Here is a 23,457-nt window from a genome sequence, read left to right as displayed (position 1 = left end):
CGACCGTCCACCCCGGACCGGCCCGGGCGTCACGGCACCAGCTGGTGCACCCCGATCAGCACCTGCTGCCAGACGGCGGCCGGGTCGGCCCCGCCCTCGACCGCCTTGAGCGCGGGCGCGACCACCGTCTCCTGGATCTTGCCGTCACCCGGGCCCTTGTACTGCGGTTTCCCGACCTTTTGGGCCTGGGCGACGAAGACCTGCCCGCTCAGCGCGCCGCCGAAGTAGCCGTTCATCTCGCTGAGCAGGTCCGCGGAGGTGAAGGCCTCGACCTGGCTGGGGAAGTTCCCGCTCACCCGGAACGCGTGCAGCTGCTGCTCGGGCGCGGTCAGCCAGGCGGCCAGCGCGGCGGCCTCCTTCGGGTGCTCGCTCGCGGCCGGCACGGTGAGGTAGGAGCCGCCCCAGTTGCCGCCGCCGTCCGGGAACGCGTCGGTGAGCGCCCACTTGCCGGCGTTGCCGATGCCGGCCTCCTGTTCGATGACGCCGAGCATCCACGAAGGACAGACCTTCGTCGCGAATGCGCCGAGGCGCAGGCCGTTGTTGCCGTCGTCGGCGAAGGCGGTGAGCCCGGCCGACTGCCCCTGCTTCACGGCGGTGGTGACCTGGTCCCAGGCGCCCCGGAGCGCGGTGTTCGACTCGAGGGTCGAGTGGTCGTCGCGGTCGAGGTAGCCGACCGGGAGCTGGTTGACCATGGCGTTGAAGGTCTGCGCGGCGGAGTCGAACCAGGCCTTGCCCTTCGAGCGCTTGACGTACTTCTCGCCGGCCTTGAAGAAGCTGTCCCAGGTCGCGAACATCGTCTTGACCGAGCCGGGGTCGGTCGGCAGCCCGGCCGCCTCGAGGAGGTCCTTGCGGTAGCACATCGCGAGCGGGCCGATGTCCGTGCCGTAGCCGAGGAGCTTGCCGTCCTTGCTGCGGCCCGCCTCGTACTTCCACTCCAGCCACCGGCCGGGCTTCACGTCGGTCGGACCGATCTCGGCCAGGTCGGCGAACTTCCCGGACTGCGCGAGGATGTCGGAAAGGTGGCCTTCCTCGACGGCTTGGACGTCGGCGAGGCCCTGCCCGCTCTGCAGCTTGCCCAGCAGGTCCTGGTGGTACGGCCCGCCTTGGTCGGTCTTCACCTGGCGGACGTCGATGCCGGGGTGGGTGAACTTGTACCCGGGGATCAGGTCGTCGTAGCCGAACTCGCCGAACGTGGCCAGGGTGAGCGTGATGCGCTCGGGCGTGCTGGGGCCGCAGCCCCCGGTCAGGACGAGCAGGACGACGGCGACGGCGAAGGCCAGCCGTCTTCGGATCAGCCTCATGCGTGCGCACTCCCCACTCGCGGTTCACCCCCACGTGATTGGGAGCGCTCCCGGGCCGAGTCTTGTTTCCGGGAGCGGCGGGTGTCAAGGTGCGCGACGGCGGGTGTCCGGGCGGACACGCAGGGGCTTTCCGGTCGGCTTTCCGGTGGGCTTTTCGGTGGGGAAGGGGTGCGATGAAGCGTCCGACGATCACCGACATCGCGCGGGAGGCGGGCGTGTCCAAGGGTGCGGTGTCCTACGCGCTGAACGGCCGCCCGGGCGTCTCGGAGGCGACCCGCCACCGGATCACGCGGATCGCCCGGGAGCTGGGATGGTCCCCGAGCAGCACGGCGCGCGCCCTGTCCGGCGGCCGGGCCGGGGCGATCGGGCTGGTGCTCGACGGGCCGTCCGAGCTGTTCTTGCCCGCCCTGCTCGACGGGTTCGAGCCGGAGCTGCTGCTGCAGGTCGCGGCCGGCCGCGAGGCCTCCCCGGCGGTCTACCACCGCTGGCGCGCCGAGCGAAAGGTGGACGGCGTCCTGCTCACCGGGCCGGACCACGCGGCGGAGCTGGTGCGCATCGGCCTCCCGGCGGTGGTCCTCGGCGGCCCCGGAGGACTGCCCGGCGTGCCGTCGGTTCGGGTGGACGACGCGGCGGGGGCCGCGGAGGCGCTGGAGTACCTGGCGGCGCTGGGTCATAAGCACGTGGCCCGCATCGTCGGAGCGGCGGTGTTCGCGGATGCGGGGGAGCGAGAGGAAGCTTTCGCGGCCGAGGCGCGACGGCTGGGGTTGGCCGGTGCCCGGACCGCGGGGGCAGAGAATTGCCGCGGCGGTGGGGGCGCGGGTGCCGGGTTGCCGGCCGAGCGCGCCGGCCGGTGGGGCGCGAGTGCGGGCCCGGCCGGGACGCGGGCCGGTGGTTCCGAGAGCCGCGGCGGTGTCGGGCCGACCCGCTTGCTGCCCGCGGGCGCCGGGGACCGAGATGTTCGGGGCACCGGTGCGGGGACGGCCGCGAGCGCCTGGAGCCGAAATGCCGGTCAGACCGGCGATGCCGGGCTAGCCGCGCCACCGGCCGCGGGTACCGGTCGGCGGGGCGAAAGTGCGGGCTCGGCCGCGGGTACCGGTCGGTGGGGTGAGAGTGCGGGCCCAGCCGCGAGCACCAGCCGGTGGCCCGAGAGTGCCGGCCCAGCCGGGATGCGGGCCGGCGATCCTCCCGCCGCAAGCCTGGGAAACCGGGCCCGGCCGACCCCACCGGCCACCGTCCACATCGAACCCTCGGCCGATGCGGTCCGGTACCTCCTCACCGCCCATCCCCGGCCCACCGCGCTCCTCTGCGACACCGACTCCCTCGCCGTCGCCGCGCTCGTCGCCGCCCGGGAGCTCGGGCTTTCCGTTCCCGGTGACCTCTCGGTGGTCTCCTGGGACGACTCCGAGCTCTGCCGCCTCGTGCGCCCGGCCCTCTCCGCCGTCCGGCGCCCGCTGGTGGAGCTCGGCGGGCTCGCCGCGTCGATGCTGCGGGACCTCATCGCCGGCGAGGAGGTCGGGGACGTCTTCGCCTCGCGGCCGCGGCTGATCACGCGCGGCAGCACCGGCCCCGTCCGCTGAGCGGGGCCGGTGCTGCCGTCCACAAGGGATGCTCAGGTGCCCTGGCAGGTCGGCGACGGCTGGGCCGGGTTGGTCCCCGACGCGTTCACCACCAGTCCGAACGTCGTCGATCCGTCGGGCGCGACTGCGCCGTTCCAGTTGGCGTTGCGCACTGTCACCACCGAGCCGGACTGGCTCAGCGTGCCGTTCCAGACGCTGCCGATCGTCTGGCCCGAGGGCAGCGTCCAGCCCACCTGCCAGCCGCGGTAGGCCGAGGTGCCGTGGTTCATCACCGTCACCGTCGCCTGGTAGCCGCCGCTCCAGGCGTTGGTCACCTCGTACATCGCCATGCACGAGCCGTCCGGGGGCGGGGTACTGGTCGGGGTCGTCGGCGTCGTCGTCGGGGAACCCGGCTCGTGGACGCCCGTCACCTCGCCGTTCCCGCCGTCGAACGTGACGTCCGAGCAGCCGTAGAACGTCTCGGCGCTGTCGGAGCGCTTCCACACCGAATAGATGATGTGCCGCCCGGACTTGTTCGACGGCAGCGCGCCGGTCCACTTGTACTGCCCGTCGACCGTGCCGACCTGGCCGGTCACCGCCGGGTGGTCCACCGTCAGGAACGGCTGGTCTTCCAGCGAGTCCCAGGTGAGCGGCGCCGACGGGTCCCAGCCGTCCTTGGTCACGTACGTGTAGAACCAGCCCGGGTGCGCGGCCCACGCGTTGTAGGAGAAGTCGTACGTGGCCCCGGCAGTGAGGTGGGTCAGCGGCCAGTCGCCGACCTGGTCGAAGCCGGCGTAGCCCGAGTTGCCGCCGGAGCACAGCTTCCCGTCCGGGATGAAGCCGCGCGTGCGGCCGGCGCCGTCGGACCGCAGCACGGCGAACCAGTTGTACAGCGAGTTGGCGCCGCTGGTGTTCACCGCGGCCGTGCAGGCCGGGTTCTGCGGGATGATCTGGCCGGTCGAGCTGAGCCCGTCCTGCCAGCACAGGAACGTCCGGCTGCCCGGTTTCATCATCGCGCCGTGTGCTTCGGCGGTGCCGGTGTTCAGCAGGATCGCCGTCAGGCTCGCCAGCAGCACGGTGACGGCGGCGAGGATCGTACTTCGTCTCCTGGTCACGTCTGTCCCTTCGTCGGGTAGCGTGCGTCGAAGACTGGGAGCGCTCTCACGATCAGGGTACGCGGTGGTGGTCACTTCCGGAATCCCGCGGTGACGACCGGCGGTGCCGTGGCCTACCTTGGCGGAGGGAGCCGATCACCGGGCCGGCCGTGGAGAAGGGCAGAGAGTGGACAGTCCGTCATCGGTTCCCGCCTGGGTGCGCGCCGAACCCGCCCGCCTCCTGGGCTTCGCCGCCCGCGCGGCCCACCCCGCCGGCGGCTTCGCCTGGCTCGACGACGCCGGGCGGCCGGTCCTCGACCGGCCCGTCGAAACCTGGATCACCTGCCGGATGACGCACGTCTTCGCGCTGGCGTCGCTGCAGGGCGCCGACACCGGAGCGCAGGTCGCGCACGGCGTCTCGGCGCTGACCGGCCTCCTGCGCGATCCGGACCACGGTGGCTGGTATGCCACGACAACGTTGTCAGAGAAGCGCGCCTACGAACACGCCTTCGTCGTCCTGGCGGCCTCGAGCGCGGTCGCCGCCGGTGCCAAGGGCGCGGAATCGCTGCTGGCCGAGGCGCTCGAAGTGGTCGAACGCCGGTTCTGGGAACCGGGCCCGGGCCGCGTCGCCGACGTCTGGGACCGCGGCTGGACGCACCTGGAGGACTACCGCGGGGCCAACGCCAACATGCACACGGTCGAGGCGTTCCTGGCCGCGGCCGACGTCACCGGCGACCGGGTCTGGGCCACCCGCGCGCTGTCCATTGTGGACGGCCTGGTGCACGGTGAGGCCCGCGCCCACGGCTGGCTGCTGCCGGAGCACTACGACGCGGGCTGGCACGTCGAGCTCGAGCACAACCGGGACGAGCCCGCCCACCCGTTCCGCCCGTTCGGCGCCACCATCGGCCACCTCTTCGAATGGGCGCGGCTGGCCGTGCACCTGAAGCGCGCACTCGGGGCCGGCGCGCCGGCGTGGCTGGTGCCCGACGCGGAGGCCCTGTTCACGACCGCGGTCCGCCACGGCTGGGCCGTCGACGGCCGGCCGGGATTCGTCTACACCACCGACTTCGCCGGGACACCGGTCGTGCGCACCCGCCTGCACTGGGTCGTCGCCGAGGCGATCGCCGCCGCCTGGACACTGCACCAGGAGACCGGCGAGGCGGCCTACCTCGACCGCTTCCGGGACTGGTGCGACCACGCCCAGGCCTGCTTCGTCGACCCCGAACTCGGCTCGTGGCACCACGAGCTGGACCCGGAGAACCGCCCCGCGTCGGCGGTCTGGGTGGGCAAACCGGACATCTACCACGCCTACCAGGCGACGCTCCTGCCCGCGTTGCCGCCCGCCGCGTCGTTCGCCGGCGCGCTGGTCACCCGCGGTTAGACTCCGCGAGAACCCCCTTCCGACGAGGAGAACCATGTCGCCTTATGCCGCCGCCGAAGACCGGTACGCGGGCATGCCGTACCGGCGGGCCGGGCGCAGCGGGCTGAAGCTGCCCGCCGTGTCGCTCGGCCTGTGGCACAACTTCGGGGACGACAAGCCGCTCGACGTCCAGCGCGCGGTGCTGCGCCGGGCGTTCGACCTCGGCGTGACGCACTTCGACCTGGCCAACAACTACGGCCCGCCGCCCGGCGCGGCCGAGGCGAACTTCGGCCGCCACTACGCCGCCGACTTCCGCCCGTACCGCGACGAGATCCTGGTGTCGTCGAAGGCCGGCTACCTGATGTGGGACGGCCCGTACGGCGAATGGGGCTCGCGCAAGAACCTGCTGGCCAGCCTGGACCAGAGCCTCGGGCGCACCGGCCTCGACCACTTCGACGTCTTCTACTCGCACCGCCCGGACCCGGAGACGCCGATCGAGGAGACCATGGGTGCCCTCGACACCGCGGTCCGGTCCGGGAAGGCGCTTTACGCCGGCATCTCCAACTACTCGCCGGAGCAGACCGAAGCCGCGCTCGCCGCGCTGAAGGAGCTGGGCACGCCGCTGCTGATCCACCAGCCGTCGTACTCGATCCTGAACCGCTGGGTGGAAGACGGCCTCCAGGACACCCTCGACGAGCACGGCGTCGGCTCGATCGCCTACTCGCCGCTGAGCCAGGGCCTGCTGACCGACCGCTACCTCGACGGCGTCCCCGCCGACTCGCGTGCGGCCGGGGCCAGCCCGTTCCTGACGGAGGACCGCCTCACCGAGGAGACGCTGGCGACGATCCGCGCGCTGAACGACGTCGCGAAGCGGCGCGAGCAGACGCTGGCGCAGCTCGCCATCGCCTGGGTGCTGCGCCGCGGCCGCGTCACCTCCGCGCTGATCGGGGCCAGCAGCGTCGCCCAGCTCGAGAACACCGTCGCGGCCACCGCGAACCTCGAGTTCACCGACGACGAGCTGGCCGAGATCGACCGGATCGTCGCGGCCTAGCAGCCGATCCTCGAGTTGCCCAGCGCGACATCGTCGAACCACAGCGTGTCGGGGTCGGTGCCGTAACTCTCCCAGCCGAGCCGCAGGTCGGTGACCGCCGGGTGCCAGGCCCGGCCGAGCCACTGCTGGTCGACGTCGGGGGTGGGCACGCCGTCGACGACGAGCCCGGGCACCTCGGCGGAGCCGAGCCACGTCCGCAGCTGCCCGGCGGCGCCGTCGATCTCGAACTCGAAGCAGGACCAGGTGCCGGTCGGCAGCGGGACACTCTGGGCGACGCCGGCCGGGCTCTGCGCGGGCAGCGTCGCGTCGTCGGACTCGCGGTTCCACTGCAGGGCCTGGTTCTGCCCGCCGGCGCGCAGGTCGCGGCCGCCGTCCGCGGTGTCGCGCAGGGCCATGAACGTGACGTGCGCGGCGGGTAGCCGGGTCGTGTGGCGGACCCAGAACCGGCCGTACAACACGCCGGAGCCGGGCACGCTCGTCCCGAAGAACGCGTGGTTGCAGTAGCCGCCCGGGCTGCTGACCTTCACCGAGCGGGTGCCCGAGTGCGCGACCGCGGAGTCGACGGTGACCGTGCCGGTGCCCTGGCAGTTCGCCGCGCCGACGGTCCAGCGGCCGGCCGGGACGCTGCCGGTCTGCTGCTCGAAGTCGTCGCAGAACGCCGCGTCCGCGCACCCGGCGGGTGGCGGTGCGGTCGTCGTCGTGGTCGGCGTGGTGGTCGGTGTCGTCGGTGTCGTCGGTGTCGTTGTCACCGGGGGAGTGGTGTCCCCGCACGCGACGCCGTTGAGCGCGAAGTCCGCCGGCTCGGCGTTGGTTCCGCTGTAGGTGCCCTGCACGCCGAACGACACCGTGCCGCCGGCGGGCAGCGCGGCGTTGTAGGACAGGCTCTCCGCGGTGACCGCGGCGCCGGACTGGCGGACGGTGGCGTTCCAGGCCGAGGTGACGGCCTGGTTCCCGGCGTAGTGCCAGGTGAGCGCCCAGGACGTGAGTGCGGTGGCACCGTTGGTCACGGTGATCTCGGCGGTGAAGCCCGTCTGCCACTGGTTGACGCGGTAGCCGACCTGGCAGGCCGGCGCGGCGGTCGCGGGCCCGGCGGCGACGACCGCGGTGGTGCCCGCGGCAGCGAGGCAGAGTGCGGCGAGGGCGGCGGCGAACCTGGTCAACGGGGGCCTCCCGGGACGCGGACAGGGGCGCCGCGGCTCGCGCCACGGCGCCCCTGGGTGGTGGCCGCGTTCGGATGAGGCGACCTGGCATGGGAGCGCTTCCAGCCGCCGGAAAGGTAACCCCCGTGTGTCGTCGTTGTAAAGCGCGACCCCGACGCGAGCCGACCCGGTGGTCCGGTTTCGGGTGCCCTCGCCGGACCCGGCGGGAACTGAACACTCCTGAACGGCCGAAGCCGTTGGGAGGCAAAGCATCCCGAGGTCGCGCTGTGCCACCGGCCGGCGCCGCCGGATGCCGCCGTTGGAGTGGATTCGGAGAATTCTCCCCCAAGATCGCCGCGGGGTTTACAGCCTCCGGGGCGCCGGGTAGCGTCCCCCGCTGCTGGGAGCGCTCTCACGGTTACCGTTTTGCCCTCAAGGGAGTGATCGATGCGTTCCGGACCAGCACTGCTCGGCGCCTTCAGCGCGCTCGCCGTCGTCGGCGCGACGACGGCGTTCACATTGGGGACACCCTCGCCCGCCGCGGCGGCGACGGCCTGCGAAGTCGGCTACACGGTCAATGACTGGGGAAGCGGTTTCACCGCGAACCTCAGCCTGAAGAACCTCGGGACGGCGCCGCTGTCCGGGTGGCGGATCAGCTACACCTATTCCGGCGATCAGCAGCTGCAGCAGGGCTGGAACGGCACCTGGGCGCAGTCCGGCAAGACCGTCACGCTGACCCCGGCGTCCTGGAACGGCACGATCGCCCCGAACGCGTCGGTCACCGCCGGCGCGAACTTCGGCTACAGCGGCGCCAACGCGGCGCCGACGTCGTTCAGCGTGAACGGTGAACCGTGCGGCGGCACGCAACCGCCGACCACCACGCAAACGACCCCGATCACCCTGCCCAGCACCACGACCACCACGCCGCCGCCCGAGGGCGCGCCCCGGCTGCACGTCTCCGGCAACCGGCTGGCCGACGCCGCGAGCACTCCGGTGACGCTGCGCGGGGTGAACCGCTCCGGCGGCGAGTTCGCGTGCGTGCAGGGCAACGGCCTGTTCGACGGCCCGATGGACGCGGCCTCGGTGGCCGCCATCAAGAGCTGGCACGCGAACGTCGTGCGCGTGCCCTTCAACGAGGACTGCTGGCTGGGACTGTCCAACGTGGACTCACGGTACGCCGGTGCCCCCTACCGCGCGGCCCTTAAGTCCTATGTGGACCTGCTGCACCAGAACGGCCTCGTCGCGATCCTCGACCTGCACTGGACGCACGGTGTCTACACGGGGAACTCGTCCGCGTGCAGCGACGTCAACGCCACCTGCCAGAAGCCGATGACCGACACCGAGCACTCGGTCGACCTGTGGACGTCGGTCGCGAACACGTTCAAGGGCGACGACGCCACGATCCTCGACCTGTTCAACGAGCCCTACCTCGACCGCGCGGTGTCCGGCTCGGCCCAGGCGTGGACGTGCTGGCGTGACGGCGGCTCGGCGTGCTCCGGCATCGGCTACCCCGTGGCGGGCATGCAGACGCTGGTGAACGCGGTGCGCGCGACCGGTGCCACCAACGTGCTCATGCTCGGCGGCCTCGCCTACTCCAACGACCTCACCGGGTGGCTGCAGTACAAGCCGAGCGACCCGGCCGGCAACCTGGTCGCGTCCTGGCACTCCTACAACTTCAACACGTGCAGCTCGTCGTCGTGCTGGGACAGCCAGCTAGCGCCGGTCGCCGCGGCGGTGCCGCTGGTGGCCGGCGAGATCGGCGAGAACGACTGCGCGAGCGGCTACGTCACCGGCCTGATGGACTGGTTCGACCGGCACCAGGCGTCCTACCTCGGCTGGACCTGGAACACCTGGAACTGCAGCACCGGCCCAGCGCTGATCACGTCCTACGACGGCACGCCGACAGCGTTCGGCGCGGGCATCCGCGCCCACTTCCTCGCCGCCGGCTGACGCCCCACCCCAAAGGAGGTCGTGCAGGGGTTGCCGTTGAGCGCGATCGTGGTGGGGTTGGTGTTGGTGGTGCCGGACGTGCCGGTGAAGCCGAACTCGGCGCTGCCGCCCACCGGGATCGTCTTGTTCCAGCCCGCGTCGACCGCCGAGACCGCCGCGGCGGTCTGCGTCACCTGCGCGTTCCAGCCCTGTGTCACGCGCTGGCCGTCGGCGAACGACCAGGTGACCGTCCAGCCGCCGACCGGCGCGGTCCCGGTGTTCCCGACCTTCACCCCGGCCTGGAAGCCGCCCTGCCACTGGTTCGTGACGGTGTAGGCCGCGGTGCACGACGAAGACGGCACCGGAGTGGTCGTGGTCGTCGGGGGAGAGGAAGTGGTGGTCGTCGTCGTGGGCGGCGGCTGGTCACCGCCGGACTCTCCGATGATCACGCCCCGCCCGTTCGTGCCCACGTACACCCGCCCGTACACCCGCGGATCCCCGCTCAGCGCCGCCCCGATGTTGCCGTACTGGTGCCGGTCGTCGTTGATCCGCGTCCACGAAGCCCCCGCGTCGTCCGACCGGAAGATCCCGCGCACCCCGCCGATCTTCGCGATCGTGTATAACGCCGCATACGTCCGGCCGGAGGCGGCTTTGCCGAACCCGATGTTGTCGGCTTCGGCGACCCCGCTCAGTTTCGTGAAGGACGCTCCGGAGTCGGTCGAGTGCCAGAGGCCGTACGTCGTGCCGGAGCCGCCGGCCAGCCAGACGTCGCCGGTCACGCCCGTCATCGCCTTGAAGTGCACCGACCCGCTCGGCAGCCCGGTGGCCGCGGTCGCGGTGAAGTTCGCGCCACCGTCGGTGCTGACGTAGAAGCGGCCCGCCGCGAAGCCGTAGAACCGCTTCGGGTCCACGCGGTCGGCCTCGACCACCGCGCCGGCCGGGATGCCGGCCGACGCCGTCCACGACGAGCCGAAGCCCACGGAGTAACTGACGCCGGTGCCCTCGGGGCTCCACACGAACCGGCTGCCGTCGGCGGCCGCGGCCACCGTCCCGCCGCTCGCGCCGCCGCCCGGTTCGGCGCCCTGGAACCAGTTCTTGCCGCCGTCGGTGGAGAAGGCGATGCGGTTGTCGTTCGGCCGGGCCGTCCGGTCGAGCGTGCCGGCGCGGACGATCGTCGCCGGGTTCAACTCGGCGTAGTCCAGGCTGGTCGTGGTCGTGAACACCGGCGAGGTGAACATCGTGGAGGGGACGGCGTCGAGGCTGTCGTGCCGGAACCCGCCGATGTCACCGAGCCCGGAGATCAGCGGCGCGCCCGACGGCGGGCTGATCAGGTCCAGTACCGCGGTCTCCTCGAGGCCGCCGACGACCGGTTTGATCGTGATCTTCCCGCCGCTGTCCCACTTCGTCAGGTCGGACGTGCCGTAGATCGTCGCGCCGGTGCCGTAGAGCAGGTGGTTCGAGTCGAACGGGTCGATCTCGACCGACTCGGTCATCCAGCCGAGCTTGGGCGACGGCACCGGGGGAGCGGCCTGGACACCGAAGGTCAGCCACGGCACCGAGGAGATGTCCTGGGTGAACCGCTGCGACCGGTCGGGGTAGCTCGTGAAGTCCCAGATCCGGGTCCAGCTCGCGCCGCCGTCGGTGCTGCGGAAGAAGATCACGTCCGGCCACCACGACACCTGCGTCGCGACCATCAGCGTGTTCGGGTGCTGCCGGTCGATCGTCAGGCCGCTGTAGCCGAAGTAGTCGTCGGCGCTGTCGGAGGCGATCGGGCTGAGCCGCGTCCAGGCGCCGGTCTTCGTGGCGTACTTCCAGACGTCGCCCTTCGCGCCGTCGTACGGGCCGCCGGTGTCGCTGGTCGCGAGGTAGAGGTAGCCGCCGGTCGCGTCGAGGACGCCCTTGTGCGCCAGGAACCCGGTGGGCTGGCCGGCCAGCCGGGCCCAGGTCGTGCCGCCGTCAGTGCTGCGGTAGACGGTGTTCGCCTTGTCCGCGACGCCGACGTAGATCGTCTGCGTGGTGCTGCCGCGGGTGCCGGTCGACGGGTCGAACGTCACCCAGGTGACGCCTTCGTTGTCGCTGGAGTAGCCCGACGGGTCGCTCGGGTCGGGCGCGTAGGTGCCCGGGTTGGGGAAGGCGGTCACCTTGGCCCACGTGACGCCGGAGTCCGTGCTGCGCCAGAGCCCGTTGCCGCTCGGGGCGCCGAGGTAGAGGACGCTGTCGCGGTTCGGGTCGATCGCGAGCCGTTCGCCCATGCCGCGGCCGGGCATGTTGCCGCCGAGCTTGAACGGCAGCGCCGAGAACTGCCACGTCGCGCCGCGGTCGGCGGAGCGCAGGACGGCGCCGTTGTTCGGGTCCCAGCTGTTGGTGTACATCCCGGCCGCGACGTACACCCGGTCCGGGGCGACGGGGTCGGTGGCCAGGCTGACGACGCCGTTGTGGCCCCAGTCGGTCCAGCCGACGGAGTCCAGCAGCGGGAGCCAGCGCCCGGTGGCGGGGTTCCAGCGGTACGCGCCGCCGATGTCGGTGCGGGCGTAGACGAGGCCGGGTTCGGCCTGGTTGAAGACGATGCCGGGGACGAACCCGCCGCCGCCGATCTCCGCGTTGCGCCACGTGGTGGCCGCGACGGCGGCGGGGGACGCCGGCGCGGCGGCGACGGTGACCGCGACGGCGGCCGGCGTCAGGACGGCCAGCAAGATCGCGAGCAGGTGTCTCGGTGATCGGGAACGCGTACTTCGCACGGTTGCCTCCACAAGTCTGCCGACAGGAGGCTGGAAGCGCTTCCAGGAACTTAAACCACGGCTCGGACCAGGTCAAACGCTTCGACGATTTCGCTCGCGGGCTCCGTCCACAATGGATTTCGTGAACCGGCGGAACCGGCCGTTCGTGTCCATTGTGTACCGATTCGCGACCGGAAAGGAGGGTGTGGCGGACGGAGTAATGAGGTGCGCCAAGTGGTATCACATATGTGAACGGCGATCACGTTTCTGAATCGTTACCAACGACTGTCTTGCCCGGTTTTTTCCGGCGTGTGAGTGTGGTGCCGCTGGCTGGACTGGACCTACGAAAGAGGCGACCCGGCAATGACGCAGACAGCCCCGGCGCGGCATATCAGCCGAACCACCTTGTACTTCTTCGGCGCGCTCGGCGGCATCTTGTTCGGCTACGACCTCGGCGTGATCTCCGGGGTGCTCCCGTTCATCGGGAAAGCCTGGTCGCTGACCGCCTGGGACAAGGGCGTGATCACCGCCAGCCTGTCGGTCGGTGCCATCGTGGGTGCGCTGTTCTCCAGCCGCATCAACGAAGCACTCGGCAGGCGGCGCACCATCATGGTCGCCGCGGCGGTCGTCATCGTGGGCACGCTGGCGGCGAGCTTCTCGCCGACGTTCGCGCTGCTCGTGATTTCGCGGCTGGTGATCGGTCTCGGCATCGGCCTTTCGTCGTCGACCGTGCCGACGTATTTGTCCGAATTGGCGCCCGCCCGGCTGCGGGGCGCGATGGGCGCGCTGAACCAGATCTTCATCGTGCTCGGCATCCTGATCGCGTTCCTGGTCAGCTACTGGCTCGGCCCGATCTCCGCGTGGCGCTGGATGTTCGCCGGCGCGATCGTGCCCGCCGTGATCCTGCTCGTCGGGCTGGCGTTCCTGCCCGAGACGCCGCGTTGGCTGCTCAAGAACGGCCAGGAGGAGGAAGCCCGCCGGGTCCTGGCGAGCGCGCACGGCAACACCGTGAACCTCGACGAGGAGATCGCGACCATCCGCGAGGTCATCCAGATGGACACCGAGGCCAAGCCCCGGTTCCGTGACCTGTTCTCGGGCTTCGTCCGGCCGATGATGATCGTCGCCATCCTGCTCGCGGTCGGCCAGCAGTTCAGCGGCGTCAACGCGATCAACGCGTACTTCCCGACGATGCTGATCGGCCTCGGCTTCGCCACGCAGGCCGCGCTGCTGTCCGGTGTGCTGCTGGGTGTCACGAAGTTCCTGTTCACCGCGTGGGTCGTGTTCGTGGTGGACCGCTGGGGCCGCAAGCCGCTGCTGCTCATCGGCAACGTGATCATGGTGATCACGCTCGTGGCGGCCGGGCTCGTCGTGCTGAACGTCCACGACACCAGCACGCGCGGCATCCTGATGCTCGTGATGATGGTGCTGTACCTGGTCGGCTACGAGCTCGGCTGGGGCGCGGTCGTCTGGGTGATGATGGCCGAGGTGTTCCCGCTGAAGTACCGCGCGGCGGGCATGGGCGTCAGCAGCGTCATCCTCTGGGCGGCGACCGGCATCGTGAGCGCGGTGTTCCCGCTCATCTCCGCCGTGGGTTCGCTCGGCATCGGCGGTTCGATGTTCCTGTTCGCCGGCATCAACGTCGTGCTCTTCGTGCTCACGAAGTGGCTCGTGCCGGAGACGAAGGGCCGCTCGCTGGAGCAGATCGAGCTCGACCTCCGGGCGCGACAGGGGGTCGCGGCCAAGAGCTGACCCCGGGGTCGATTACGGCGGGGCACCGACGGTGACGTCGGTGCCCCGCCGTAATTCGCTTGCCCCGGCCGCGGCCGGGCTGCACTGTGCGCGGGAGACCACGAGCCCGGGAGGCAGCGCCACCGATGGAGATCCGTTCCACGACCGAGCAGGACCGCGGCACCTTCGCCGACACGCTGTACCCCGCCTTCGGGCGCTTCCCGGAAACCCCGGACGCGCTGCTCTCGGCGCTGGAAATGGACCGTGGCGTGCTCGCGGTGGCGCCGGACGGGCGGCCCGTCGGCACCGCCGCCGCGTACTCCTTCGAGCTGACCCTGCCGGGCGAGATCCTCGCCCCGGCGGCCGGGGTGACGGCCGTCGGCGTCCTGCCTTCGCACCGGCGCCGCGGCATCCTCGGCGCGATCATGCGGCACCAGCTCGCCGACTTCCGGGCCCGCGGTGAGTTCCTGTCCGTGCTGCTGGCCTCGGAGGCCGGGATCTACCGCCGGTTCGGCTACGGACCGGCGACGTACACGGAACGGCTGACGGTGTCCCGCCACCGGGCCGCCTTCGCACCCCCGCGCGCGGGCGCGGCGGCCGTGTCCGGCTCGGTCGAGGTGCTGCGGCGTGCCGACTGCGGCGACGTCCTGGAAGACGTCTACGACCGGTACCGCCGTGCCCAGCCGGGGGCGCTGTCCCGGCCGCACCGCTGGTGGGCCGGGGGCGCGGGGCAGCCGCCGGTCTCCCTGGCGCCGCGGTATGTCGCCGTCCACCGGGACGAGGACGGCGTCCCGGACGGGTACGCGAGCTACTCGTTCGATTCCGGCACCTTGACGGTCGACGAGACGATCGCCACCGACGACGCCGTCGCGACGGCACTGGCCCGGTTCGTGCTCGACCACGACCTGGTCACCAAGGTGGTGTTCAAGCACTGCCCGCCCGGGCACCAGCTGCGCTGGCAGTTCGCGGACTTCCGCGCCGGCCAGGCGGAGGATGAGACCGACTGGCTCTGGGTGCGGCTGCTGGACGTCCCGCGCGCGCTGACGGCCCGCGGCTGGAGCACCGACGGCGAACTGGTCCTCGACGTCGAAGACCCGTTCCTCGACGAGCGGGGCCGGTACGCGCTGACGGTCCGGGAAGGCAAGGCCGAGTGCGTGCGGACGGACCGGGCGCCCGACCTCTCGCTGGACGTGAGCGACCTGGGTTCGGTCTACCTGGGCGGGATGGCGCCGAGCACGCTGGTGCGGGCCGGGCACGTCCGGGCCCACCACCCGGGTGCGGCGGCGCTCGCCGACGCGCTCTTCCGCGCCGAGCGGGCCCCGCACTGCCTGCACTGGTTCTGAGGTCGTTCCGGGGCGGTCAGCGGGCGGGCGCGGCGACGAGCCCGAGTTTGCCGGCCAGCCTGCCGATCCAGGCTTCGACCTCGTCGGGCGAGCGGTCCGGGAGCCCGAAGATCGTCTCGGTCACGCCGAGGGAATCCAGGTGGGCCAACCGGTCCGGGTCGGGGCGTTCGCCGAGCGCGCAGATCTGCGGCGCCCCCGACCGTCCTTCGGCGGCCCAGATCTCCTTCAGGGAAGCCACGTGCCCGTCCAGGTCGGTGTCGGCCGGGGTCGTGATCCAGCCGTCCGCGTGACGGGCGATCCAGCGGAACGTCTTCTCCGTCGGGCCCGCGCCGAGCAGCACCGGGATGTGCGCCTGGACCGGCTTCGGCCACGCCCAGCTCGGGCCGAACGAGACGAACTCCCCGGCGTAGGAAGCTTCCTCCTCCGTCCACAGTGCACTCATCGCTTCGAGGTACTCGCGCAGCGCCGTGCGCCGGCGGTTGCCGGGGACGCCGTGGTCGGTCAGCTCGTCGACGTTCCAGCCGAAGCCCGCGCCGAGCGTCACGCGCCCGCCGGAGAGGTGGTCCAGGCTCGCGATCGTCTTGGCGAGCGTGATCGGGTCGCTCTCCACCGGCAGGGCCACCGCCGTGGACAGCCGGATCCGCGACGTCACCGCGGCCGCCGTCGCCAGCGCCACCCAGGGGTCCAGGGTGCGGCTGTAGCGGTCGTCGGGCAGGGACGCGTCGCCGGTGCGCGGGTGCGGTGACTCCCGCTTCACCGGGATGTGGGTGTGCTCGGGCACGTAGAAGGTGGCGAACCCCGCGGCCTCCGCGGCGCGCGCCGCCGAAGCCGGGGTGATGCCGCGGTCGCTGGTGAACAGCACTATTCCGTAGTCCACGCGTGGAGCGTATTAGAACGTGTTTCAGTTTTCAAGGCGGCCGGCCAGTACGAAAAGTATCCACTCCGGATGCGGAGAGTAACATCGAGGGTCGCTGGAGCGATGATCGAGGCGACCCCGGTAGGCAGGCGGGGAGCAGAGCACCGGCGCGGGACACGTCAGGGTAGGTCGGGAACGACACGAGGCGGAGGCAGGGTGGAACCGGTAATCCATTGTGGACACACGGTGTCCCAGCCAGTGGACGCACCGGCGGGGCTGGTTGGCGTGCGTATGCCCGTTTCCAGTACCGTGGACCACAGGTCGAGAGGCGCTGCGACGGACCGCCGGGTCCGCCACGCTCGACCGGGATCCACCGAACAAGGGCGCCTCCCGGATGAGGGAGGCTGCCGGTGAACGCGATCACCCCGCAAGAAACCCCCACGGAGCCCGAAGCCACCGCGCGCCTGCGCGAGCTGCTCGGGCAGCGGGTGGCGGTGCTCGACGGCGCCTGGGGCACCATGCTGCAGGGCGCCGGGCTGACCCCGGCCGACTACCGCGGCGACCGCTTCGGCGACCACACCCACGACGTCACCGGCGACCCCGACCTGCTCAACCTCACCCGCCCCGACGTCATCCTCGACGTGCACCGCCAGTACCTCGCGGCCGGCGCGGACATCACCACCACGAACACCTTCACCGCCACCAGCATCGGCCAGGCCGACTACGGGCTGCAGGACCACGTCCACGAGATGAACGTCCGCGGCGCGCAGCTGGCCCGCCAGGCCGCCGACGAAGCGGGCGGGAAGTTCGTCGCCGGGTCGATCGGCCCGCTGAACGTCACGCTCAGCCTGTCGCCCAAGGTCGACGACCCGTCGTACCGCGCGGTGACGTTCGAGCAGGTCAAGGCCGCGTACGCGGAGCAGATCGCCGGGCTCGCCGAAGGCGGCGTCGACCTGCTGATGATCGAGACGATCTTCGACACGCTCAACTGCAAGGCGGCCATCGCCGCCGCCCGCGACGTCGCGCCGCACCTGCCGCTGTGGATCTCGGTCACCATCGTCGACCTGAGCGGCCGGACGCTCTCGGGCCAGACCGTCGAGGCCTTCTGGAGCTCGGTCGAGCACGCGAAGCCGCTCGTCGTCGGCGTCAACTGCTCGCTGGGCGCCGAAGAGATGCGCCCGCACGTCGAGGAGCTGTCGCGGATCGCCGGCACCTACGTCGCCTGCCACCCGAACGCCGGCCTGCCGAACGCGTTCGGCGGCTACGACCAGACGCCGGAGGAGACCGCCGGGCTGATCGGCGGGTTCGCCCACGAAGGCCTGGTCAACCTGGTCGGCGGCTGCTGCGGCACGAGCCCGGCGCACATCGCGAAGATCGCCGCCGCGGCGAAGGGCGTCGCACCCCGCGAGGTGCCCGCGCCGCCCGCGCACACCCGGTTCAGCGGGCTCGAGCCGTTCGGCATCGGCGCCGACACCGGGTTCGTGATGATCGGCGAGCGCACCAACGTCACCGGCTCCAAGCGGTTCCGGCGGCTCATCGAGTCCGATGACCACCAGGGCGCCGTCGACGTCGCGCTGGAGCAGGTCCGCGGCGGGGCCAACCTGCTCGACGTCAACATGGACGCCGACCTGCTCGAGTCCGAGCAGGCGATGACCACGTTCCTCAACCTCATCGCCACCGAGCCCGAGGTGGCCCGGATCCCGGTGATGGTCGACAGCTCCAAGTGGACCGTGCTCGAAGCCGGCCTGCGCTGCCTGCAGGGCAAGGGCGTGGTCAACTCGATCAGCCTCAAGGAGGGCGAAGAGCCCTTCCTCGCCCAGGCCCGCACCATCCGCAACTACGGCGCCGGCGTCGTCGTGATGGCCTTCGACGAGCAGGGCCAGGCCGACACCGCCGACCGCAAGGTCGCCATCTGCGGCCGCGCGTACGACCTGCTCACGCAGAAGGCGGGCTTCGCGGGCGAGGACATCATCTTCGACCCGAACGTCCTCGCCGTCGCCACCGGCATCGCCGAGCACAACGGCTACGCGAAGGCCTTCATCGACGCACTGCCCCGGATCAAGGAACGCTGTCCCGGCGTCCACATCAGCGGCGGCATCTCGAACCTGTCGTTCTCCTTCCGCGGCAACGACATCGTCCGCGAGGCGATGCACTCGGCGTTCCTGTTCCACGCCGTGCAGGTCGGCCTCGACATGGGCATCGTCAACGCCGGCCAGCTCGCGGTCTACCAGGACATCCCGAAGGACCTCCTCGAACTGGTCGAGGACGTGCTCTTCGACCGCCGCGAGGACGCCACCGACCGGCTGGTGAGCTTCGCCGAGAACGTCAAGGGCAGCGGCACCAAGCGCGTCGTGGACCTGTCGTGGCGCGAAGGCACCGTGGAGGAGCGGCTCTCGCACGCGCTCGTCCACGGCATCGTCGACTTCATCGAGGAAGACACCGAAGAGGCACGCCAGGTCAAGGCCCGGCCCCTCGAGGTGATCGAAGGCCCGCTGATGGACGGCATGAAGATCGTCGGCGACCTGTTCGGCTCCGGCAAGATGTTCCTGCCGCAGGTGGTGAAGAGCGCCCGCGTGATGAAGCGCTCGGTCGCCTACCTCGAGCCGTTCATGGAGGCCGAGAAGGAGGAGGCCCGGCTGGCCGGCCGCGCGGCGGAGTCCAGCGGGCAGGGCAAGGTCGTGCTCGCCACGGTCAAGGGCGATGTCCACGACATCGGCAAGAACATCGTCGGCGTGGTGCTCGGCTGCAACAACTACGAGGTGATCGACCTCGGCGTGATGGTGCCGGCGGCGAAGATCCTCGACATCGCCGTCACCGAAGGAGCCGACGCCGTCGGGCTGTCCGGCCTGATCACGCCGTCGCTCGACGAGATGGTCAACGTCGCCACCGAGATGCAGCGCCGCGGCCTCAAGCTGCCGCTGCTGATCGGCGGCGCGACGACGTCCCGCCAGCACACCGCGGTCAAGATCGCGCCCGCCTACGACAACGCGACGGTGCACGTCCTCGACGCATCGCGGGTGGTGGGCGTGGTGTCCGACCTGCTGGACGCGGACCGCTCGATCGTGCTCGCCGAGAAGAACCGCGCCGACCAGGAAGTGCTGCGCGAGCAGCACGCGAACAAGCAGCGCCGTCCGATGCTCACCCTCGAGCAGGCCCGCGCGAACCCGGAGAAGGTGTCGTTCGACGGCCTGCCGACCCCGGCGTTCACCGGCCGCCGCGTGGTCGAGCCGAGCATCGCCGAGCTGCGCGAGATGATCGACTGGCAGTTCCTGTTCCTCGCCTGGGAGCTCAAGGGCAAGTATCCGGCGATCCTGGAGCAGCCGGTCGCCCGGGAGCTGTTCGACGACGCGAACACGCAGCTCGACGAGATCATCGCGAACGGCAGCTTCACCGCGAAGGGCGCGTACGCGTTCTGGCCGGCGCACAGCGAGGGTGACGACATCCTGCTCGGAGGCGACTACGCGCACGTCGGGTTCCCGATGCTGCGGCAGCAGACGTCGAAGCCGATGGACCGCGCGAACCGCTGCCTGGCCGACTACATCGCGCCGGTGGGCGACCACCTCGGCGGCTTCGCGGTCGCCATCCACGGTGCCGGCGAGCTCGCCGCGAAGTACGAGGCCGAGCAGGACGACTACCGCGCGATCATGGTCAAGGCACTGGCCGACCGGCTCGCGGAGGCGTTCGCCGAGTACATCCACCTCAAGGCGCGGCGCGACTGGTTCGAGCCGGACGCCGACCCGGAGCTGGCAGACCTGCACGCGGAGCGGTTCCGCGGCATCCGCCCGGCGCTGGGCTACCCGGCCAGCCCCGACCACAGCCAGAAGCGCGAGCTGTTCGAGCTGCTCGAGTCGGACGAGCTGGGCATGGCCCTGACCGAGTCGTACGCGATGACGCCGGCGGCGAGCGTGTCCGGGCTGATCTTCGCCCACCCGGACTCGAAGTACTTCACCGTCGGCCGGCTCGCCCGCGACCAGATCGAGGACTACGCGCGCCGCAAGGGCGTCGAGCGGTCCGAGGTCGAGCAGTGGCTGCGGCCGAACCTGGCCTACGAGCCCGAGGCGTAGTCCTTCAGCTCGATGTCCGTGGCGAAGTTGTCGGTCGCCTTGAGCATCAGGCCGAGCAGGAAGCGGGACTTGAACGTCAGGTCCCGCAGCTTGATCCGCAGCCGCGACGGCGGCGCGAGGAACGGGCCCGCGCTGGCGCGCTGCGAGACCTTCGCGTAGCCGCGGAACTGCTCCTCGTAGCGGGCGAAGGCGGCGCGGTGGTCGCCGGCGGCGACGAGGAGCTCGCCGGCGAGCACGTACGCGCCGACGATCGCCAGGCCGGTGCCGAAGCCGCCGAGGGTGTTGCCGTACGCGGCGTCCCCGAGCAGGACGACCCGGCCGCGGGAGTAGTGGTCGATCGTGACCCGCGCGAGCGAGTCCAGGTAGAACTCACGGGCCTCGGGGAGCTTGGCGACCAGCTCGGGCACCCGCCAGCCGGCGTCGCGGTAGGCGGCGGCCAGCAGCTTCCGCTGGGTGTCCGTGTCGGTGCGGTCGTAGTCCAGCTCCGGTGAGGCGAAGACGAAGAACGCCGACGCCTTCGGCCCGCCGACCGCGGCCATCCGGCCCGGCTCGTTGTACATCACCGGTTCCCCGTCAGCGACCTCTTCGCCGAGCTCGGCCAGTGCGTAGTAGTGGCCCAGGAAGTTGACGTAGTCGCCTTCCGGGCCGAAGGCCAGCCTCCGGACGTTCGAGTGGATGCCGTCGGCGCCGACGACGAGGTCGAACCGCCGCGGGTCGGCCTTCGCGAAGCTGACGTCGACGCCGTCGGGCGTCTCGGTCAGCGACGTGATGGTGTCGCCGAAGAGGTACTCGCAGTGCGGGGCGGTGCGCTCGTACAGGATCTCGGCCAGGTCGCCGCGGCGGATCTCGATCTCGCCGCCGGTGAACTCGCCGGGGATCACCGCCCGGGGCCGCCCGCCGGCGTCGATGATCGTCTGGTCGGTGCCGCCGGTCTGGCGGGCCACGACGTCGTCGAGGATGCCCATGCGCTCCAGGACGGTCCGGTGGGTGGGGCCCTTGAAGTCGACGGCCTGGCCGCCGGGGCGCACCGACGGCGCCCGTTCGACGACGGTGACGGTGCAGCCGTAGCGGGTCAGCCAGAGGGCGAGGGCGGGGCCGGCGATGCTGGCGCCGGAGATCAGGACGCTGAGGTTTTTCAAGCCGGGGTTTTTCAAGCTGTCGTTCTTCGAGCTGTGGTTCGTCATGCCGCAGAGCTTCGCCGCGGGCGCTTACCGGTCCCTGGCGATCCGCTGACGGCCGCCGTCAGCGACTGTCGCGAATGGACCGCGCGCGGATCGTGACGGCGGAAAATTCCCGGCCGCGACCAGGGCTTTCCCGCCGGTTTTCGCACGTTGACCCCGGCCGGTCGCGCGGGCACCATTTCCCGGGGGGAGAGGGGGCGGCGATGCTGGACAGCGAAACGCGACCGGCGGCCACCGCGCTCGGCGAGCTGCTGCGCAACGGGGAACGCGCACTCGAGGCCGACGGCGACCTGCGCGCCGGCCGGGAGTGGTTCGACCGGGCGTACCGGGTCGCGGAGGCCGGGTGCGACGGGGCCGGGATGGCGCGCGCCGCGCTGGGCATGGGCGGGCTGTGGGTGCACGAACACCGGAGCGCGCCCGCGGCGGCGTTGCTGCAGGCGCGGCTGCGCAGTGCCCGGACCGCCGTCGATCCGGGGTCGTCACTGGCCCTGCGCCTCAAAGCCCGCCTCGCGGGCGAGGCCGACTACGTGGCGGGGGAGAGCAACGAGATCCTCGCCGTGCTCGAAGAGGCCAAGCGCGCGGGCGACCCGGTCGCCTGGGCCGAGGCCGCGAGCCTGGCCCACCACTGCCTGCTCGGGCCCGACCACGGCGGCCAGCGCCGCGCGCTCGCGCAGGAGCTGATCACCGAGGGCTTCCGCACCGGGCGCCGCAGCGACCTGCTGATGGGCCTGCTGTGGCGCACGGTCGACCTCTTCCTCGACGGCGACCCGCACGCCCAGCGCGGGCTCGCCGACCTGCGCGGCCAGCTGGCCGGGCGCGACCACCTCGCGGTCGGGTTCGTGCTCGACGCGATCGACGTCATGCTCAGCATCCGCGCGGGCCGGTTCGACGAAGCCGAAGCGCGTGCGGCGGCCTGCGCGCTGCGGGGCGAGCAGGCCGGGGACGCCGACGCGATCGGCTGGTACACCGCGCAGCTCGGCGCCATCCGGTGGTACCAGGGCCGCGTCGCCGAGCTGCTGCCGGTGCTGCGGGAAACGGTGCACTCGCCGACGCTCAGCGTGGTGGACAACGCGTTCGTCGCCGGCCTGGCCGTCGCCGCCGCTTCGGCCGGGGACGAGCGCGAGGCGGCCGGCGCGCTGGCCCGGCTGCGCGGACCGGACCTGGCGCTGCTGCCGCGGTCGAGCAGCTGGCTCGTGTCGATGTACGGGATCGTCGAGTCGGCGTACCTGCTCTCGGACGTCGAGTCGGCGCACGCCGCGTACGCGCTGCTCACGCCGTTCGCGCGGCGGCAGCCTCGCCGTCGCCTGCTTCGGCTCGGTGCAGCACGCGCTGGGCGTGGCGATGCTGACCGCGGGCGAGACCGAGCGCGCCGCGGAACACTTCCGGGCGGCGGTGCGCGACAACCTCGCGCTGGCCCACTGGCCGGCCGCGGCGCTGTCCCGCGCCCGGCTCGCGCAGGCGCTCGGACCCGCTTCGGCCGGAGCCGCGCGGGAGCTGGCCACGGCGACGCGCGAGGCTGGCCGGCTCGGGATGGTGCTGCCCGACTTCGCGGCCCCCGCCGAGGACCGGCGGGTCACCTGCCGGCGCCGGGGCAGCCACTGGCTCTTCGCACTGGACGGGCGGTCCGCGCTGGTCGAGCACAGCGTCGGGATGGGCTACCTCGCGACGCTGCTGGACAACCCGGGCCACGAGCTGACCGCGGTCGCGCTGGCGCACGGGGTGGTCGCCGAGACGACGTCCGCGCAGCCGGTGCTCGACCAGGCGGCGACCGCGCACTACCGGCGCTGGCTCGCGAACCTGGAAGCGGAGCTCGACGAGCACGAGGCCAACCACGACGTGGGGCGGGCGGAGCAGGTGCGCACCGAGCGCGACTGGCTGCTGGGCGAGCTGTCGGCCGCCGCGGGGCTCGCGGGCCGGGTCCGCGAGTTCGCGGGCGCGGAGGAGAAGGCGCGGATCGCGGTGGGCAAGGCGATCCGCCGCGCGCTGACCCGGATCGCGGCGGCGGACGCGGTGATCGGCGACGTCCTGCGCGACGGCGTCCGCACCGGCACCCGCTGCTCCTACGACCCCGGCTGAGCGGTCGGCCGGCGACGTCATGAACGACTCTTTCATGGCGTCCGACGCCATGAAAGAGTCGT

General features: G+C 71.7%; 15 protein-coding genes and 1 riboswitch. Of the genes, 8 read left to right on the top strand and 7 right to left on the bottom strand.

Annotated elements, in window-relative coordinates; genetic code table 11:
* Window positions 1-29 precede the first annotated feature (29 nt).
* On the bottom strand, window positions 30-1,301 hold the full coding sequence (locus AB0C38_RS26475; protein WP_360678029.1) for an ABC transporter substrate-binding protein: 1,272 nt from the start codon (window positions 1,299-1,301) through the stop codon (window positions 30-32).
* A 173-nt stretch (window positions 1,302-1,474) separates the two neighbouring features.
* On the opposite strand from AB0C38_RS26475, the gene AB0C38_RS26470 reads away from it, so the two are divergent.
* Complete coding sequence (locus tag AB0C38_RS26470; protein WP_360678027.1) at window positions 1,475-2,878, top strand: substrate-binding domain-containing protein; 1,404 nt, start codon at window positions 1,475-1,477, stop codon at window positions 2,876-2,878.
* Between the two features lie 32 nt (window positions 2,879-2,910).
* Here the strand turns inward: AB0C38_RS26470 and AB0C38_RS26465 are convergent, their stop codons facing one another.
* The gene (locus AB0C38_RS26465; RefSeq protein ID WP_360678025.1) at window positions 2,911-3,972 is read right to left on the bottom strand and encodes a lytic polysaccharide monooxygenase; all 1,062 of its coding nucleotides are present in this window, start codon (window positions 3,970-3,972) and stop codon (window positions 2,911-2,913) included.
* A 166-nt stretch (window positions 3,973-4,138) separates the two neighbouring features.
* On the opposite strand from AB0C38_RS26465, the gene AB0C38_RS26460 reads away from it, so the two are divergent.
* Both AB0C38_RS26460 and mgrA read left to right on the top strand, forming a co-directional pair.
* Window positions 4,139-5,332: an AGE family epimerase/isomerase gene (locus AB0C38_RS26460; RefSeq protein ID WP_360678023.1), complete on the top strand. Its 1,194-nt coding sequence runs from the start codon at window positions 4,139-4,141 to the stop codon at window positions 5,330-5,332.
* Window positions 5,333-5,366: 34 nt separating this feature from the next.
* On the top strand, window positions 5,367-6,362 hold the full coding sequence (mgrA, locus tag AB0C38_RS26455) for an L-glyceraldehyde 3-phosphate reductase (RefSeq protein ID WP_360678021.1): 996 nt from the start codon (window positions 5,367-5,369) through the stop codon (window positions 6,360-6,362).
* On the opposite strand, the gene AB0C38_RS26450 is transcribed toward mgrA, so the two are convergent.
* Window positions 6,359-7,522: a cellulose-binding domain-containing protein gene (locus tag AB0C38_RS26450; RefSeq protein ID WP_360678019.1), complete on the bottom strand. Its 1,164-nt coding sequence runs from the start codon at window positions 7,520-7,522 to the stop codon at window positions 6,359-6,361. The genes mgrA and AB0C38_RS26450 overlap by 4 nt on opposite strands.
* A 426-nt stretch (window positions 7,523-7,948) precedes the next feature.
* On the opposite strand from AB0C38_RS26450, the gene AB0C38_RS26445 reads away from it, so the two are divergent.
* Window positions 7,949-9,451 (top strand): cellulase family glycosylhydrolase, encoded by a 1,503-nt coding sequence (locus AB0C38_RS26445; protein WP_360678017.1) that lies wholly within the window; start codon window positions 7,949-7,951, stop codon window positions 9,449-9,451.
* On the opposite strand, the gene AB0C38_RS26440 is transcribed toward AB0C38_RS26445, so the two are convergent.
* Window positions 9,388-12,168, bottom strand: coding sequence for a cellulose binding domain-containing protein (locus AB0C38_RS26440; RefSeq protein WP_360678015.1), 2,781 nt, complete (start codon window positions 12,166-12,168; stop codon window positions 9,388-9,390). The two genes, AB0C38_RS26445 and AB0C38_RS26440, sit on opposite strands and share 64 nt — an antisense overlap.
* A gap of 342 nt (window positions 12,169-12,510) precedes the next feature.
* On the opposite strand from AB0C38_RS26440, the gene AB0C38_RS26435 reads away from it, so the two are divergent.
* Window positions 12,511-13,896, top strand: a complete 1,386-nt coding sequence (locus AB0C38_RS26435; protein ID WP_360678013.1) for a sugar porter family MFS transporter — start codon at window positions 12,511-12,513, stop codon at window positions 13,894-13,896.
* Window positions 13,897-14,021: 125 nt separating this feature from the next.
* On the top strand, window positions 14,022-15,218 hold the full coding sequence (locus AB0C38_RS26430) for a GNAT family N-acetyltransferase (protein WP_360678011.1): 1,197 nt from the start codon (window positions 14,022-14,024) through the stop codon (window positions 15,216-15,218).
* A 16-nt stretch (window positions 15,219-15,234) separates the two neighbouring features.
* Here the strand turns inward: AB0C38_RS26430 and AB0C38_RS26425 are convergent, their stop codons facing one another.
* The gene (locus AB0C38_RS26425) at window positions 15,235-16,095 is read right to left on the bottom strand and encodes a TIGR03619 family F420-dependent LLM class oxidoreductase (protein WP_360678009.1); all 861 of its coding nucleotides are present in this window, start codon (window positions 16,093-16,095) and stop codon (window positions 15,235-15,237) included.
* Window positions 16,096-16,391: 296 nt separating this feature from the next.
* A riboswitch (S-adenosyl-L-homocysteine riboswitch) is annotated at window positions 16,392-16,470 on the top strand.
* A gap of 14 nt (window positions 16,471-16,484) precedes the next feature.
* Between AB0C38_RS26425 and metH the strand changes: the two genes are divergently transcribed.
* Window positions 16,485-20,138 (top strand): methionine synthase, encoded by a 3,654-nt coding sequence (gene metH / locus AB0C38_RS26420; protein ID WP_360678007.1) that lies wholly within the window; start codon window positions 16,485-16,487, stop codon window positions 20,136-20,138.
* Here the strand turns inward: metH and AB0C38_RS26415 are convergent.
* Window positions 20,120-21,277 carry an FAD-dependent monooxygenase gene (locus AB0C38_RS26415; protein ID WP_360678337.1) on the bottom strand — a complete coding sequence of 386 codons (1,158 nt, stop codon included), beginning with the start codon at window positions 21,275-21,277 and terminating at the stop codon, window positions 20,120-20,122. The two genes, metH and AB0C38_RS26415, sit on opposite strands and share 19 nt — an antisense overlap.
* A 521-nt stretch (window positions 21,278-21,798) precedes the next feature.
* Entirely contained in the window at window positions 21,799-22,362 is a 564-nt protein-coding gene (locus AB0C38_RS26410) for a hypothetical protein (protein ID WP_360678005.1), read from the bottom strand.
* A gap of 274 nt (window positions 22,363-22,636) precedes the next feature.
* On the opposite strand from AB0C38_RS26410, the gene AB0C38_RS26405 reads away from it, so the two are divergent.
* Window positions 22,637-23,395 carry a hypothetical protein gene (locus tag AB0C38_RS26405; RefSeq protein ID WP_360678003.1) on the top strand — a complete coding sequence of 253 codons (759 nt, stop codon included), beginning with the start codon at window positions 22,637-22,639 and terminating at the stop codon, window positions 23,393-23,395.
* The last annotated feature ends 62 nt before the right edge of the window (window positions 23,396-23,457 follow it).

It is taken from the genome of Amycolatopsis sp. NPDC048633 (assembly GCF_040650695.1).
GTDB lineage: Bacteria > Actinomycetota > Actinomycetes > Mycobacteriales > Pseudonocardiaceae > Amycolatopsis.
The sequence above is the reverse complement of the archived record's forward strand: the minus strand, read 5'-3'. Positions and strand labels throughout refer to the sequence as shown.

Bases quoted from the DNA above. Each gene is read 5' to 3' on its own strand.
- AB0C38_RS26445 (WP_360678017.1), top strand. From the start codon at position 7,949: ATGCGTTCCGGACCAGCACTGCTCGGCGCCTTCAGCGCGCTCGCCGTC.
- AB0C38_RS26470 (WP_360678027.1), top strand. From the start codon at position 1,475: ATGAAGCGTCCGACGATCACCGACATCGCGCGGGAGGCGGGCGTGTCC.
- AB0C38_RS26435 (WP_360678013.1), top strand. From the start codon at position 12,511: ATGACGCAGACAGCCCCGGCGCGGCATATCAGCCGAACCACCTTGTAC.
- AB0C38_RS26475 (WP_360678029.1), bottom strand. From the start codon at position 1,301: ATGAGGCTGATCCGAAGACGGCTGGCCTTCGCCGTCGCCGTCGTCCTG.
- mgrA (WP_360678021.1), top strand. From the start codon at position 5,367: ATGTCGCCTTATGCCGCCGCCGAAGACCGGTACGCGGGCATGCCGTAC.
- AB0C38_RS26430 (WP_360678011.1), top strand. From the start codon at position 14,022: ATGGAGATCCGTTCCACGACCGAGCAGGACCGCGGCACCTTCGCCGAC.